Below are 15,873 nucleotides of genomic sequence, written 5' to 3' on the forward strand. Positions count from 1 at the left end.
AAATATCTTTATCCGGAAAAAATACAATTATCTTGAAAACAGGCGTTAATGATCACTAAACCAGCTATTTTATTTACAATTAACCCAAATAGTCCGATTATTTTGCCGGCAAGAGAAAACAGCAGCAAAAGATTTTGTCAATTTATCAAACAGAACCTATCCAGATAAATAAATCTGTTTATATAAATTATGCAGAAAAACTGATTATTTTATTTGTTTACTGAAATAATCAATAAAAACCCGTAGTTTTGCCGAATTTTTATTGCTTTGCGGATAAAGAAAACAAAACTCCCATTGATTATCCTGAGAACATTCCGGTAATATTTCGACCAGCTTGCCGGATTGTAACTCTTCCTGAACAGCAAATCGAAAAAGCTGAACAATACCATTGCCATTAATGGCCAGAAATTTTGTTGCCAGCATACTGTCAAATACGTGTATCTGATCAGTTCCATTACTGTGTGCTGTGCTTTTATCTATATATTTCCATGAAAATTTTTTATTATTCTGGCTGATACTGAAATTGATACACTTATGATTTTGAATATCAGCCGGTTCATATATTATATTATTCTCAGACAAATATTCAGGACTGGCAAACAAACCGGATGTGGCACAATATAATTTCCTTTTAACTAAAAATGGTTCCAGTCTGGTATCCGGCTGAATCAGTCTTACAGCAATATCATAAGTTTCCGTTACAAAGTCAATATTGCGGTTTGTTACATGAAAGTCAAGTTTAAGCTGCGGATACTGTGCACAAAAGCATTTTACATAGGGTATTATTTTATAATTAAAAAAAGTTTCCGGAACGCTTATTTTCAATTTACCGGAAATTGCCTCTTTGTTTACTTTCAGTGCCTTTTCGGTACTGATTAATGACTCCAGAACTTCAGTACATTTTTTATAATAAATTCGTCCTTCTGGCGTTAATTTAGTTTTACGGGTATTGCGACTAAATAATTCAACCCCTATTCTTTCCTCAAGACGCTTAATTGAACGACTGACTGCTGCCGGTGTAATATTCAGATATTGTGCAGCTGTAGAAAAATTTTCATTTTCAGCAGCCGTCAAAAACAATTCAAGACTAGCTATATGCATGCTTTTTAAACGTTTTTTCATTCTGATAATGCTTTAAATCATTTGAATCTAATCATTAGTCTGTTGATTATTTCGCATAAAAATATTATTCAGCACCAACGCGACCAAAGTTATAGCCATACCGCACATTTCCACTGCAGAAATTTTATGCCCCTGAAAAATACCGATAACAGACGAAATAACCGGTACCAGATTAACAAATAAAATACCATTAACTGCACCCAGACCTTTAATACCGGCATTCCAGCTAATGATAACCAGCGCAGTGATAATCAGTATAAAAATATCCAGCCTGCTTGCTAATATGGCTTTCATTTCCGGCCTGCCGGCATATCCCAGCAAAGTCGCAATTATAGTTATTGCTATGATGGTTAACATTCCTAATGAAGAGCTCAGAGCGGTTATACGCAATGCACTCCAATCATATTTTGAAATCATCGTATTGGCAAAATAAGTATATATTACCCAGCAAACAGTTGCTGTGAGTAATAATATGTCGCCGATAAAACTTGATGAGGCAAGTAAATGGTTAAAATTTCCATCGGTAATAACCAAAACAATACCAGTAAAAGCCAATAGCATGCAGATGATTGTGCGAAAATCCGGCAAAATGCGATGAATTATTGAAAATAAAATCAGGGATAATAAAGGCATTAAAGCCAGAATAATCGTTGCATGTTCAGCTGATGAGAATCCTATACCGATAAATGTAAAAAAATTCAATCCGGCAAAACCGACGCTACCGAAAAACCAAAGCTGCAAAGTTTTATTTTCTGTACGAAAACTCTGTTTTCCTTCCTGAATAATCAATACCAGACTAACCAGCAGGGCACCAGGCACATAGCGAATACAGGTAAGATAATAACCATCAATACCAGAAGAAACAGCATGTTTTGAGGCAGGATACATAATTCCCCAGCCTGCAACCGTGATTAATAAATACAAGATACTTTTATAATTTTGCAGCTGACTGACTTTCATATCATTAAACCTGATTCAGTATTAAATTTTTTATTTTTATAGCAGTTCTCAGGTAAAAGTGCATTACAGCAGCCGTAATAACAGTTATTACATCAGGTAATAACTGTTATTAAATACAGATATCCCAACCAGAAGCATTTGTAAGAATTTTATTTATATTATTTATAAATGCATAACCGGAGGCTGAACCAGCATCAGAACAACAGGCAAAGTAATTAAACTTAAAACCGTGCTGATAAAGGTAGCTGTAGATACAAGCTGTGGTCTGGTATTGAACTGGACAGCCAGTAATGTAGTGTTAGCCGCGGTAGGCATTGCCGCCAGCACTATAAGCACTTTTTTAGCCATCAGATCTATTGGCATAAAATATACAAGCAGCATTGCCCACACAGGTGAAATCAGTAATCGGATAACCAGCGCAAAACTGATTTTGGCTGTTTCAATCTGCCTGATATGCAATGTAGCCAGCTGCATGCCCAGAATCAGCATAATTACCGGAATAGATGAATCCCCGATCATGCCCACTGCCAGCATAATTTCCTTACTTAAAGGAATATGCAGTAATTGAAATATTAATCCGAACAATGCGCCATAAATAATCGGCATTCTTAAGACTTTTTTCAGTACGGTATTCTGGCTAATACCATCAACATCACTACTGCCTTTAGCAGCATAATAAGTGCCGATGGTGCTCATAATAAATTGCTGTAATACCATCAGAATAACAGCAATATCAAAACCGGCACTACCAAAAAATACCAGAATTACCGGAGTGCCATAATTACCGTTATTCATAAAGCATGAAGCCAGAATCAGAGCACAATTATCCTGATTTTTATAATGATAAAATGCCGACCAGAGATAAACCAGTATAATCAGCCCGACACACAATGCCAGAACATAAAAAGCATAATAAACATAAGCACTGGTTAGCGGGTGATTATAGAAAGTTTTGAAAGCCAGAAAGGGAGACAGAATATACAAAGACATTTTTGATAAACCGGCAATATCAAATTTCAATGTCTTCTGAGCGATAAAACCCGTGACGAAAATACCAAACACCGGTAATAAAATCAGCAAAAAATGCATTGTCTGCCCTTTCCTTCTCAGTATATCTGCCAGATATGTATATATTCTGCTATATGAAGAAAATGTAAATAGTTTGGCAATATTTTTCAGAATCAGGCTGTCATTATTATGTAATTATTCTGCCCGGATCCTAAATTTAATTGTGACTTATAACCAGTTTACAAAATAGTCGCGCCACAATGCCATTGACCATAATATAGCCAGCAATAGCATGGTTAACAATTGAGCTGCTGAAGCCGTATCTTTGGCTCGCTTTGCCAGAGGATGCTTTTCCAGCGAAGTGTGATCTACTGCAGCTTCAATAGCAGTATTAAATAATTCCACAATCCAGCTTAAAAACGATGCCATGATTAATACCATTCGTGTCAGACTACCAAAATCCAGCACAAATACAAGTACAATCAATACGCTATTTAATGCCAGCAGCTGGCGAAAAGCCGATTCACTGCAAGCAGCCTTCAAACCCGCCAGAGAATAACCATAGGCATTGAATATACGGCGCAAGCCCTTTTTACCTTTAATCGATGTTGCAAACGATTGATTATTTTCAGGCATGATCAAATATTATCCTTGTTATATTGAATTTTTAATTGAGTTTTTAAGTATCAAACCGGAGAGCCATATAAGCGGGCGGCTTCTTCCACTGCATCAGCAAAAAGTGCCGGTACATTACAATCAGTCTGACTGGTAATTTCCTGAAAACCCGTCGGGCTGGTTACATTAATTTCAGTGAGGTAATCACCAATAACATCCAGGCCGGCAAGTAAAATTCCTCTGCGTACGAGTTCCGGAGCAAGTGTTTCTGCAATCTGCTGATCACTTTGACTCAATGGCTGAGCCACACCCTTTCCGCCGGCAGCCAGATTTCCGCGCGTTTCCCCATGCTGAGGAATACGAGCCAGCGCATACGGAACGACTTTTCCACCAATAACCAATATACGTTTATCACCATGCACAATTTCCGGAATATAACGTTGTGCCATGATAGTTCGACTATCCAGATGCATCAGCATTTCCAGAATACTGCCGATATTGGGATCACTTAGCGTCAGACGAAAGATACCCATTCCTCCCATACCATCCAGAGGCTTAATAATAATGTCATGATGCCGGGTTAAAAATTCACGTATGTCTGCAGCGCGGGTAGTAACCAGTGTTGGTGCGGTAAGCTCAGGAAAATTCAGAATAGCCAGTTTTTCATTAAAATCACGCATAGCCTGACCACTGTTATATACATGCGCACCCTGAGTAGCAGCCAGTGTCAGCAAATGAGTTGCGTACAGATACTGCATATCAAAAGGCGGATCTGTGCGCATGATTACTGCATCAAAACTATTTAAGGTACATTGCTGCTGAGATAAAACATTAAACCATGCATGGTCATATTTATCTTTTGCTCCAATAAAATCAAATTCATCTGTCTTTGCTGTCACATACTCATTTTGCACACTCAAGTCACCCGCTAAGGTGTGAAACAGTTTCCAGCCCCGCTGAGACATTTCGCGCATCATGGCATAAGTCGTATCTTTATAAGTCTTGAAACTCGCCATCGGGTCTGCAATAAATAAGATTTTCATTGAATTTACCTGTTAGAATTTTATCCGGCCAGGATAAAATTATTCCCGTCCGGATAATTACCACGTTATTTATTTGAGTGAACGGATACCCACAGCTTCACGTACCGCTTCCAGCAAAGGTTTTGCTGTCTGACGTGCTTTTACTGCTCCAGCCTGCAAAATATCCTCAATTAAGGATGGTTGTGCGTTAAGCTGCTCGAAACGTTCACGTTTTTCAGCCAGTTCTTCATTAATTTTTGCAGCCAGAATTTTTTTAGCCTCACCCCAGGCCAGCCCGTCAGCCAGCATCTGAGTAAACTGTAAAGTTTCTGCCGGTGTTGCAAATGCTTTATAAATATCAAACAGCGGACTTTCATCCGGTTGTTTGGCTTCACCGGGTTCTTTCAGATTGGTAACAATTTTATTAACAGCTTTCTGCAACTTTTTCTCAGACTCAAACAATGGAATGGTATTGCCATAACTTTTGCTCATTTTCCGGCCGTCCAGCCCTACCAGAGTTTCAACGTTGTCATCAATTTGAGCTTCCGGTAACGTAAATAACGGTTTATAACGATGATTAAATCGTCCGGCAATATCACGCGCCATTTCAAGATGCTGAATCTGATCACGCCCTACCGGTACTTTATCCGCATTAAACATCAATATATCCGCGCTCATCAGCATCGGATAACAGAACAGCCCCATTTCAACTCCGTGATCCGGATCTTCCTGCCCTTTTTCTGCATTTTCCTGTACCGCAGCTTTATAGGCATGTGCACGGTTCATCAGGCCTTTGGCTGTATTACAGGTAAGTATCCAGTTCAATTCCATTACTTCAGGAATATCCGTCTGACGGTAAAAAGTTGTCCGTTCCGGATCAAGACCGCAGGCAAGCCAGGTTGCTGCTACTGCTTTGGTAGATTCATGTACTTTTTCAGGTTCATGACATTTAATCAGCGCATGATAATCAGATAAAAACAGAAAAGATTCTACTTCTGAATTCATACTTGCTTGTATTGCCGGACGAATTGCCCCTACATAATTACCCAGATGCGGAACTCCGCTTGGTGTTACACCAGTTAAAACACGAATTTTTTTCATTATAAACACTTACTTTAAAAATAAATTTTTATTAATACTGAAGCCGGTTTTCATACTTTTAACATTCAGCAAATCATATAATCAATCCGGATAAATTAAACCGCCGGTTCAGACATATTTTCCAACTCAATGGCAGCGGCCAGAAGTGACAGTCTGGCCAGCACTCCGTAAACATATAAACGGATACTTTCGCAATCTCTGGCCTGAGTGACATTTTCTGTTTGCGGTATGCCCAGCTGTTCCCATGGTTTAAATTCCCGTTTACTGGCTGCTTCTTCCGCGCTCTGAGTATCCAGAGAAGCAATATTGCATTGTAATGGTACAAAATGCATACCAACAGCATTCAGATTTTCATCCGGTCCGCGATCCTGATGTACCCGGTAAAAACCACCAATAACAAACCGGTCCATCATATATACCACTGGCTCGGCTGTTGCGCCATTCAGCGTTTCATAAGTATAAATTCCTTCCTGTACGATTACTTCGCTTACTTCCAGGCCCTCTTTGATTTTAGCCATTTTATTGCGTTTTTTACGATTTAAACCGCGTACTTCTTCAGCAGAATGCACACTCATGACACCCATACCATAAGTACCGGCATCGGCTTTAACAATAACAAATGGTTTATCCTGAATACCTGATTCATCGTATTTGTGCTGAATACGCTGCAATAATCTTTCGACAGTTTCAGCCAGCCGGTTTTCTCCTTCATGACTGGTAAAATCCAGGCCACTGCATACTTCGAAGTAAGGATTAATTGTCCACTCATCTATACCTACTAATTGTGCAAACTCAGAAGCTACCTGATTATAGGCCTGAAAATGTGTACTTTTACGCCTTGTAGTCCACCCTGCTTTTAACGGAGGCAATAATGTTTGCTCCAAACCCTGCAATATTTCCGGCACACCGCCAGATAAATCATTATTCAGGAGAATCATGCAAGGGGTGAAACCGTCGGCCAGCTGTAAAAGATTGCCCTGTCGCTGTACCGGTTCCAGCGTAATGTGATCACCCAGCGCTGTTTCCAGCGTGGTAACCTCTGTAATCTCAGGATTCAGGGTTCCGATACGAACATCTAATCCGACATGGCGCAAGATAGAATACAGCGCATAGACATTTTGTAAATAAAAAGTGTTGCGCGTATGATTTTCGGGGATCAGTAAAACTGATTGTGCATCTGCACAGGCACGTTCTACGGCATCCTGTGCTGCTACTGATGCCAGCGGAAGAAAAACGGGATTCAGATTATTAAATCCGCCCGGAAACAGATTCATATCTATGCTGGCTAATTTATATCCGCTGTTACGAATATCCACAGAACCGTAAAAAGGAGCGTGGTGATGTCGCCATTGAGCACGAAACCATGATTCAATCTGTGTTTGACTGGCTAAAATTGCACGTTCAAAATCCTGCAATTCTTCACGATGCGCTGAGGCTACATCAGGTAAACTCATATTTCATTCCTTTCTACATTCATACCCAGCATTTTTGCTGCACATGCGGTATTCTATATAATTTTGCCGGTTCAGAGGGTATTCTTTTTAAGTTTGGCTCAACTAAAGGTTTTATTTTCAGACAGATTCAAGCAGGCAGCCATAAATATAAACCAAACCAGTCACAAGAATATAACATAATGAAAATATTAATTTTTTAATATAAAAATTTAGATACCGACAGATAAACTATCCTTTGTACATACTTTTTTCTGATTACTACCGAATATATAAACACATTTTATTAAGTTAACACAGATATCCAGATAAAAGCATCGCTTACTATTATTTGAAAAAGTGCCAGCCAGCTTGAAACCAATAACTTCTAATCTTTATAAAACAGCAACTACTATCTATGGTCTTCACCACACATGATTCAGATTAACCAGCTTAAATCAAATGATTTATAGAGAATTCAAACAGGAAAATTAGACATTTAGTCTAAAGTATTCGATAATTTTGCTTATTTTAGTCCAAAATTTTATTTTTTAGACAAAATACTTGTAAAACCACCTTAACAGTATTAAGATGCGTCACACATAAAACATAACAAAACAAAGCTACTACAATGAATGCACAAACCTTGTATGAAAAACTGTGGAATAGCCATATTGTCCAAGAACAGGCTGATGGTACAGTTTTACTTTATATTGACCGCCATCTTGTACATGAAGTAACCAGTCCGCAGGCTTTTGAAGGACTGAAACTTGCTCACCGTCCGCTCTGGCGTGAACAAAGCATTGTGGCCACTGCTGACCATAACACACCGACCGATCACTGGGACGAAGGAATTACTGACCCGATATCCAAACTTCAGGTCAATACACTGGATAAAAATATTCGCGAATTCGGTGTAGAAAAATATTATCCGTTTAAAAATATCAATCAGGGTATTGTGCATGTTGTCGGACCTGAACAGGGAGCAACTTTACCCGGGATGACTGTAGTATGCGGTGATTCACACACCTCTACACATGGTGCATTCGGTGCACTTGCTCATGGTATTGGCACATCAGAAGTAGAGCACGTGATGGCAACACAGTGTATTACTGCGAAAAAATCAAAAACCATGCTGATTAAAATCGACGGCGCCCTCAAAACAGGTATCACAGCCAAAGATATTGCTTTATATATTATCGGGCAAATTGGTACAGCCGGTGGTACAGGCTATGCAATTGAATTTGGCGGCGAGACTATTCGTAATCTTTCTATGGAAGGTCGCATGACCTTATGCAACATGGCCATTGAGGCCGGTGCCCGCTCCGGTCTGGTTGCCGTCGACCAGACAACTATTGATTACATTAAAAACCGTCATTTTGCACCTCAGGGTGAGCTGTGGGATCAGGCTGTCAGCTACTGGCACACTTTAGTATCCGATGAAGGCGCACATTTTGATAAAACCTACCACTTTAATGCTGCTGATATAGAACCACAGGTAACATGGGGAACATCGCCCGAAATGGTGATTGCAGTCAATCAGCAAGTACCAGACCCGGCTGCTGAAACTGATCCGGTTAAACGGGAAGGTATGCAGCGCGCACTGCAATACATGGGATTAACAGCCGGTACTCCAGTTAACGAGATTCCGGTTGATGTTGTTTTTATTGGTTCCTGTACAAACGGACGAATTGAAGACCTACGCATTGCTGCCAGTGTCGCAGAAGGACATCACAAAGCAGATAATGTAAAAAGGGTATTGATTGTACCCGGTTCCGGTCTGGTTAAGCAGCAGGCAGAAGCAGAAGGACTGGATAAAATCTTTACAGCAGCCGGATTTGAGTGGCGTGAACCAGGTTGCTCAATGTGTCTGGCCATGAATGCAGACCGTTTACAGCCGCAGGAGCGCTGTGCCTCAACGTCTAACCGGAATTTTGAAGGCAGACAGGGCAACGGCGGACGTACTCATCTGGTTAGTCCGGCGATGGCGGCAGCCGCTGCCATTACCGGACATTTTACCGATGTGCGACAGATATAAAGTGAATAACTTGCAGTTTTAAGCCAGCAAGTGCATGATAAGCATGTAGTTCTGATTGAATTTATTAATATTTATCTTTGTTGAAGGAGTACGGTATGAAAAAAATGTTGTTAATTGCTGCAATGGTTATGGCCGTAGTTACTGGTTGCCACACAATTCACGGCGTGGGACAGGATGTCAAAGCTGGTGGTCAACATTTATCCAATGCTGCCAACAGATAACAATACAAGGATAAAATCATGAAAAAATTAATGCTTTTGAGTCTTGCTATTGTTGGTTTTCTGGCCGGTTGTCATACTGTTTCCGGTGTAGGCCGCGATATTTCTGCCGGCGGTCAGGCTGTAAGTAATGCTTCTGACAACGTACGCTCAGAAATGTAACTGCATGCAAGCCCGCAAGGGCTTGCATAGAATTCAATCATAAACTACAAAATACTGAAATATCGCATGAAATCTTTTACTACTCTTACTGCACTCGTAGCGCCTCTTGACCGCGCTAATGTAGATACTGATGCAATCATTCCCAAACAATTTCTTAAATCCATTAAACGCAGCGGCTTCGGGCCGAATGCATTTGATGAATGGCGTTATCTGGATCATGGTGAGCCAGGTATGGATAACAGTAAACGTCCGCTAAACCCTGATTTTGTGCTTAATCAGCCACGTTATCAGGGCGCACATATTCTGCTCACACGGAAAAACTTCGGTTGCGGCTCCAGCCGTGAGCACGCTCCCTGGGCTCTGGATGATTATGGCTTCCGTGCCATTATTGCACCTTCTTTTGCTGATATCTTTTTTAATAATTGCTACAAAAATGGTTTATTACCTATCGTTCTGTCTGAAGAAACTGTTGATCTCCTATTTCACGATGTGACAGCTCACGAAGGTTATCAGCTAAATATTAATTTGCCGGAACAAACTGTTAACACGCCAGACGGAAAACATTATCATTTTGAGATTACTGAACACCGCAAACACTGTCTGCTCAACGGTCTGGATGAAATCGGACTGACATTGCAACATGCTGATGCTATCAAAGCATATGAAAATAAACATAAGCAACAGCAACCATGGCTGTATCAGTCCTGACTGAATCAGAAATTTTCAATCATTTATACTCTGACAAACTAACTGACGACTCAAAATTATCAGTCATTAATCGATAAGCAGAAAGAATAAAATGAGCAAACATATTGCTATTCTTCCGGGTGACGGTATCGGACCGGAAATCATCGGACAAACCGTACGCGTTCTGGACAAACTGATTGCAGAGGGGTTGGATGCAGATTATCAGTATGCACCATTGGGAGGAGCAGCCTATGATGAATACGGACATCCCTACCCTGAATTTACTCAGAATATTTGTCATCAGGCAGATGCAGTATTGCTTGGCGCAGTTGGCGGGCCTCAATACGATAAACTGGAACGTTCTTTACGCCCCGAACGCGGTCTGCTGGCCATACGCAAAGACCTCAATCTTTTTGGCAATCTGCGTCCGGCAATTCTCTATCCCGAGCTGGCCAATGCTTCTACATTAAAACCGGAAGTAGTTTCCGGACTGAATATTCTTATCGTGCGTGAATTAACCGGTGATATTTATTTTGGCGAACCGCGCGGAATTCATACATTAGCTAACGGTGAACGCGAAGGTATCAACACCATGCGTTACAGTGAAAGTGAAATTCGCCGTATCGGTAAAATTGCGTTTGAAGCAGCACAAAAACGCAACAAAAAACTTTGTTCCGTCGATAAAGCCAATGTACTGGAAACAACAGAGTTATGGCGTGAAATCATTACAGAAATGAGTAAAGATTATCCTGATGTCAGCGTCAGTCATATGTACGTAGACAACGCCGCCATGCAACTGGTTAAAGCACCTAAGCAGTTTGACGTTATCGTAACAGGCAACATCTTCGGTGATATTCTTTCCGATCAGGCTTCAATGCTTTCCGGCTCTATTGGCATGCTGCCCTCCGCTTCTCTTAATGAAACCGGTAAAGGCATGTATGAACCCTCACATGGTTCTGCTCCTGATATTGCCGGTCAGAATCTGGCTAATCCGCTGGCTACTATACTTTCTTTAGCGATGCTTTTACGTTACAGCCTGAATAACGAAGATGCAGCTCAGCGAATTGAAGCAGCTGTAGGTAAAGTGCTGGCACAAGGTTTGCGGACAAGTGATATATTTGAAGAAGGTTGTACGCGTATTTCATGCAGCCAGATGGGTGATGCCGTACTTGCTGCGTTATAAGATAATTGCACATTATCATTAAATTACGTATATTGAACTTAACAGAGAATTTATATCTCTGTTAAGTTATTTTTTATATAGCTATTTTTATAATTGAAATTTGATATCTTGAGCTACCGTTCCACACAACAGGCGCAGACCTCATTAGCTGACTTGCCAGATGGCAGCCTGCCGGCACATCATGTTGGCTGCCCTTGCTGTGGTCTTTCTCTGTCTATTCCTTCGCTGACTCCCGGCGAATATGCTCATTGCCCCCGTTGCAGGCAGCATCTGGTCCGAATTGAACATCATCCACTGGATACGCCAACAGCTTATGCTATTGCTTCATTAATTATCATGTTAATTGTGTATACACAGTTATACATGAGCATAGATTTACTTGGTATACATGTAGAGCTAACTATTCCGTATATGGTTGAGACACTGGCTCAGCAGGATTATTCTTTGCTGGCAGAAGTCATGTTCTTGTTAACTTTTGGTTCGCCGGTACTGTTTCTGATATTGTGTCTGTACGTATACACAGGTTTGCGCTACCGGCAGATATTACCCGGTATGCTATACGCTACCCGTACGCTGGTTCGTCTGCGCCACTGGATTATGGTCGATGTATTTTATATTGCCACACTGGTAGCTTATATTAAAATCAGTGGTATGGCACAAATTCATTTCGGACTTGCTTTCTGGCTGATGATGGTACTGGCCATTTTACTTATCCGCACTTCTCAGGGTGTACCTGAACACTGGATTTTTTATCAGATACAGCGCCTTACCGGCAATGATCCTGTTTTACAGAATAATGGTGCTGATACCATCAACTGTAATTATTGTCTTTTTGAGCAACCAGCCAGCCTGAATGTATGCAGCGTCTGCGGTTCATATCTGAGCCGCCGTAAACCGTTAAGTCTGAGCATTAGTATGGCCTTTCTGCTGGCAGCCATTATTTTTTATATACCGGCTAATTTATTGCCGATGATGATTACCCGCTCGCCAGGCACCAATCTCTCCAGTACCATTCTTGATGGTATAGAATACATGTGGAATGATGGTGACATTTTAATTGCAGTTGTTATATTCAGTGCCAGTATGGCCATTCCTATATTGAAAATTATTTCTATGCTGGTTCTACTGTATTCTGCTGCTTACCGTCCATTAATGTCTGCACACAAATTAACCATACTCTACCGCATTACCGAATCAATCGGGCGCTGGTCAATGATTGATATATTTGTCGTTATCATTCTCATGTCGGCATTTTCCACACCACTAGCGAATGTAACTCCGGGTGCTGCCACCATTTACTTTTGTGCAGTTGTCATCCTGACCATGGTTTCTGCACTGAGTTTCGACCCGCGTTTACTCTGGGATGAAGCAGTACAACAAAGAAAACACCATAAACCTCATTATAAAAACAGCAGTAAAAGGCATTCTCATCATGAGCCAATCTGATAATCAGACGCCGCAGGCAACCGCCACAGTAAAACGTAATCCACCCTTTAACGTACTGGTGTGGATTATTCCGGTGCTGGCATTATTAACCGGGGCATGGCTGCTTTTTCAACATCTGCGCCATACAGGGCCGGAAATTACTTTGTATATAAAAGATGCGGACGGGATTGAAATTAACATGACTACCATTAAAGTCATGAACGTCACCGTCGGTAAAGTTACTGCAATCAGAATCAGCCCGGATGAAAAAGGCGTACAAATCAAAGCGCAGATGACAGCTGACGTCAAAAATATGCTGCGTAAAGACACTCAGTTCTGGATTGTTAAACCACGCATAGATCAGAGTGGTATTACCGGCCTGAATACCTTAGTTTCCGGTTCATATATCGCTTTTACTCCGGGGCACAGCAAAGAAAGAGCAGAAACATTTACAGTTGCTGATTTACCTCCGGTTACTGCCATATCGCAAAGTGGTATACGTTTGCGTCTGAAAGGCCACAGTGACAAGCTGCTTAATCCGGGCAGCCCGGTACTTTACGGAGATATCAGTGCCGGGCAAATTGAAAAAGCCTATTTTGACCCTAAAGACAACAGTGTACATTATCAGGTCTACATCAATAGTCCGTATGACAGCCTGATAGGCGACAAAGTTAAATTCTGGCTGCAGACCGGCCTGCAGGTTACTGCTTCTGGCGGCGGTGTACATATTGATTCAGCCCCCATACCCGCACTGCTCTCCGGTGCAATCGTATTCAAAACCATGTTTGAGGGTAAAGGCAATCCTGTAGCCAACAATACCGAATTTACTCTCTACAATAGCGAACGGGAACTGGATAACCTGCCGACAAACCGTGCCCAGTACTATGTTGTATTCTTCCAGCAGTCTGTACGCGGACTCAGCGTTGGTGCTCCGGTAGAATATCAGGGTATTAATATCGGTTCTGTTGCAGATGTACCTTACTTTGCTCCGAATGACAGCCATAAACTCTTCCAGCATGGCTGGATACCAGTTCGTTTGCGTATTGAACCAGGACGTATGGAAATAAATGCCGGCAAACAGGATGATAAAATCTGGCAGCAGCAAATCCAGCAGGCACTTAATCTGGGTTTATCTGCATCTCTGGAAAAAGACAATCTGATTACTGGTAATCAGTATATTAGTTTATCTCAGGCACAAGCGGGAGAATCACTGTTTAAACCAGTGGTCCAATATCAGGGATATACCGTTATCAGCAGCACCCATACCGGACTTGATATGATCCAGAATCAATTGACTGCACTATTAGCCAAAATGAATAAGCTGCCTATAGAAAACACCATGAAACAGCTGGATATTACACTGGCACAATTAAAAACGACTCTGGCCAGTGCAGACCGGTTGTTGTCACAAAATAAAACTCAGCAACTACCTGCTGAGCTGGCGGCTACTCTGAAAGAATTACGGACTACATTACAAGGCGTATCCAGCACCTCACCTCTATATGGTGATATTCAGCAAACCCTGAAAAGTATTGATAGCACCTTAAAAGATGCACAGCCAACACTAAAAACCCTGAAACAACAACCCAATGCCCTGATTTTTAATCGTCGCGGGCATGATCCGGAACCAAAAGGAGCCAGATAATGAAAATTTTGTTACCACTTGTCTGTGCTGTCAGTCTGACGCTTGGTGCATGTGCCGGTAATCCAGTTACCTACTATCAGCTACCCGGCAGTAACTATCAATTACCGGCCGGCAGCCAGAGAATTCCGGTACAACTTAAAGTAGTACTGGCTGAACGCCTTAATCAGGGAAATTTAGTTTATCAGGACAGTCCGACAACTCTGCACTTTGCTCAGCAGCATCTATGGGCTGATGATCTTAGCGATGAAATTAGTCAGACTCTGGCCAATGAACTTAATAAACAAAGTATTCGCTATCTGTTTACTCCTGAAAATAAAACTAAAACCACACTAACTGTATATATACAGTCTTTTCAAGGTAGCTATGATGGTTATATCTACATCAGTGGTTACAGCAGCTGGCAGGGTATTAATAATGAACACGGTCATAATTTTAATGTCCGGCTACCTCAGCAAGGCAATGGCTACAATAATATGGTTAATGCTCTGGCTCAAGGACTCAGTAATGTAGCCAAAAGCATTGCTCCATATAATTAATTATTGCAATACTAACCAGGATAGCAGTTTGCCTGATAAGCACATTTGACAAATTTTTTTCTAAAAGGACATACTGTTACTGACTCAAGTGCATAAGATGGTAATTCAGCAAATGAAAATGCAGATGAGATGAGCAATGATGGGGAATTTATCAATACCCCATCATTTATAATAATAAAAAATTATTCTTTTAATGACATATTTAATAAATATAAATAAAACAATAATATAAATCAGTAAAAATATTGATATTCTCTATATTAATAATGATACTTTCAGTTAAATGATTTTTCATTCTATACTCTTCAGATAACAAAATTATCTAATGTAGCAAGTACAACAAAATTACACTAATGACACCATAAATTTATTCGCCAGATAATCAGAAAGATTTATAATAAAACAATATTTCTATCCGAAGAGAATTATGAGATTAAAACTCGTTTCCCTTATTGCTTTACTTCTAGTTGGCGCATGCAGTATTGGCATGCCTTCTAATGTGGCAGTCGGTATTGGTGGTGGCAATCACAATTTTGGTCTTGGTACGACAATTAACTTTCCGATTAAAACCAAGCCCCTACCATCAGAACCACCCGTTATAGCCGGTACAGAACCATCTGGTCAGCCTGAGAAACCGGCTGCAAAAACAACCGATCAGAAAAAACAGCCTATCAACAAATAAAAATATTACATTTGATTCATTATTAAATTTTATTATCCA

The 15,873-nt window shown here is 40.7% G+C and carries 16 protein-coding genes; 9 read left to right on the forward strand and 7 right to left on the reverse strand.

All coding sequences use genetic code 11. The features are described 5' to 3' along the window. Nucleotides 1-204 precede the first annotated feature (204 nt). From GYY70_RS07345 to gshA, 7 genes are all read right to left on the reverse strand, one after another. Nucleotides 205-1,122 (reverse strand): LysR family transcriptional regulator, encoded by a 918-nt coding sequence (locus GYY70_RS07345; protein ID WP_174831924.1) that lies wholly within the window; start codon nucleotides 1,120-1,122, stop codon nucleotides 205-207. A gap of 27 nt (nucleotides 1,123-1,149) precedes the next feature. Further along, entirely contained in the window at nucleotides 1,150-2,082 is a 933-nt protein-coding gene (locus tag GYY70_RS07350) for a DMT family transporter (RefSeq protein ID WP_174831926.1), read from the reverse strand. 162 nt (nucleotides 2,083-2,244) lie between these two features. Continuing rightward, nucleotides 2,245-3,171, reverse strand: a complete 927-nt coding sequence (locus GYY70_RS07355; RefSeq protein WP_174831927.1) for an AEC family transporter — start codon at nucleotides 3,169-3,171, stop codon at nucleotides 2,245-2,247. Between the two features lie 147 nt (nucleotides 3,172-3,318). Then, nucleotides 3,319-3,726, reverse strand: a complete 408-nt coding sequence (locus GYY70_RS07360) for a diacylglycerol kinase (RefSeq protein WP_084553459.1) — start codon at nucleotides 3,724-3,726, stop codon at nucleotides 3,319-3,321. Between the two features lie 50 nt (nucleotides 3,727-3,776). Beyond that, complete coding sequence (gene gshB / locus GYY70_RS07365) at nucleotides 3,777-4,748, reverse strand: glutathione synthase (RefSeq protein WP_174831929.1); 972 nt, start codon at nucleotides 4,746-4,748, stop codon at nucleotides 3,777-3,779. A gap of 69 nt (nucleotides 4,749-4,817) precedes the next feature. After that, a complete protein-coding gene (gene trpS, locus GYY70_RS07370) occupies nucleotides 4,818-5,828 on the reverse strand; it encodes a tryptophan--tRNA ligase (protein WP_084562248.1) in 1,011 nt (336 codons plus the stop codon). A 95-nt stretch (nucleotides 5,829-5,923) separates the two neighbouring features. After that, nucleotides 5,924-7,282, reverse strand: a complete 1,359-nt coding sequence (gene gshA, locus GYY70_RS07375; protein ID WP_174831931.1) for a glutamate--cysteine ligase — start codon at nucleotides 7,280-7,282, stop codon at nucleotides 5,924-5,926. A gap of 607 nt (nucleotides 7,283-7,889) precedes the next feature. On the opposite strand from gshA, the gene leuC reads away from it, so the two are divergent. From leuC to GYY70_RS07420, 9 genes are all read left to right on the forward strand, one after another. Further along, a complete protein-coding gene (leuC, locus tag GYY70_RS07380) occupies nucleotides 7,890-9,296 on the forward strand; it encodes a 3-isopropylmalate dehydratase large subunit (protein WP_084548021.1) in 1,407 nt (468 codons plus the stop codon). Between the two features lie 95 nt (nucleotides 9,297-9,391). After that, nucleotides 9,392-9,517: an entericidin A/B family lipoprotein gene (locus GYY70_RS07385; RefSeq protein ID WP_078474712.1), complete on the forward strand. Its 126-nt coding sequence runs from the start codon at nucleotides 9,392-9,394 to the stop codon at nucleotides 9,515-9,517. A gap of 18 nt (nucleotides 9,518-9,535) precedes the next feature. After that, on the forward strand, nucleotides 9,536-9,676 hold the full coding sequence (locus GYY70_RS07390) for an entericidin A/B family lipoprotein (RefSeq protein ID WP_051506459.1): 141 nt from the start codon (nucleotides 9,536-9,538) through the stop codon (nucleotides 9,674-9,676). 66 nt (nucleotides 9,677-9,742) lie between these two features. Continuing rightward, nucleotides 9,743-10,384, forward strand: a complete 642-nt coding sequence (gene leuD, locus GYY70_RS07395; RefSeq protein WP_100115816.1) for a 3-isopropylmalate dehydratase small subunit — start codon at nucleotides 9,743-9,745, stop codon at nucleotides 10,382-10,384. A gap of 91 nt (nucleotides 10,385-10,475) precedes the next feature. Next, a complete protein-coding gene (gene leuB / locus GYY70_RS07400) occupies nucleotides 10,476-11,546 on the forward strand; it encodes a 3-isopropylmalate dehydrogenase (RefSeq protein WP_174831933.1) in 1,071 nt (356 codons plus the stop codon). A gap of 108 nt (nucleotides 11,547-11,654) precedes the next feature. Continuing rightward, a complete protein-coding gene (locus GYY70_RS07405) occupies nucleotides 11,655-12,992 on the forward strand; it encodes a paraquat-inducible protein A (protein WP_174831935.1) in 1,338 nt (445 codons plus the stop codon). Then, nucleotides 12,979-14,616: an intermembrane transport protein PqiB gene (pqiB, locus tag GYY70_RS07410; RefSeq protein WP_174831937.1), complete on the forward strand. Its 1,638-nt coding sequence runs from the start codon at nucleotides 12,979-12,981 to the stop codon at nucleotides 14,614-14,616. Before GYY70_RS07405 ends, pqiB begins: the two co-directional genes overlap by 14 nt. Next, nucleotides 14,616-15,152, forward strand: a complete 537-nt coding sequence (locus GYY70_RS07415; protein ID WP_174831939.1) for a membrane integrity-associated transporter subunit PqiC — start codon at nucleotides 14,616-14,618, stop codon at nucleotides 15,150-15,152. The genes pqiB and GYY70_RS07415 overlap by 1 nt, the downstream gene beginning before the upstream one ends. 427 nt (nucleotides 15,153-15,579) lie before the next feature. Then, nucleotides 15,580-15,834 (forward strand): hypothetical protein, encoded by a 255-nt coding sequence (locus GYY70_RS07420; RefSeq protein WP_084584731.1) that lies wholly within the window; start codon nucleotides 15,580-15,582, stop codon nucleotides 15,832-15,834. The last annotated feature ends 39 nt before the right edge of the window (nucleotides 15,835-15,873 follow it).

Source organism: Snodgrassella sp. ESL0324, assembly GCF_013344955.1.
Taxonomy (GTDB): domain Bacteria; phylum Pseudomonadota; class Gammaproteobacteria; order Burkholderiales; family Neisseriaceae; genus Snodgrassella; species Snodgrassella alvi.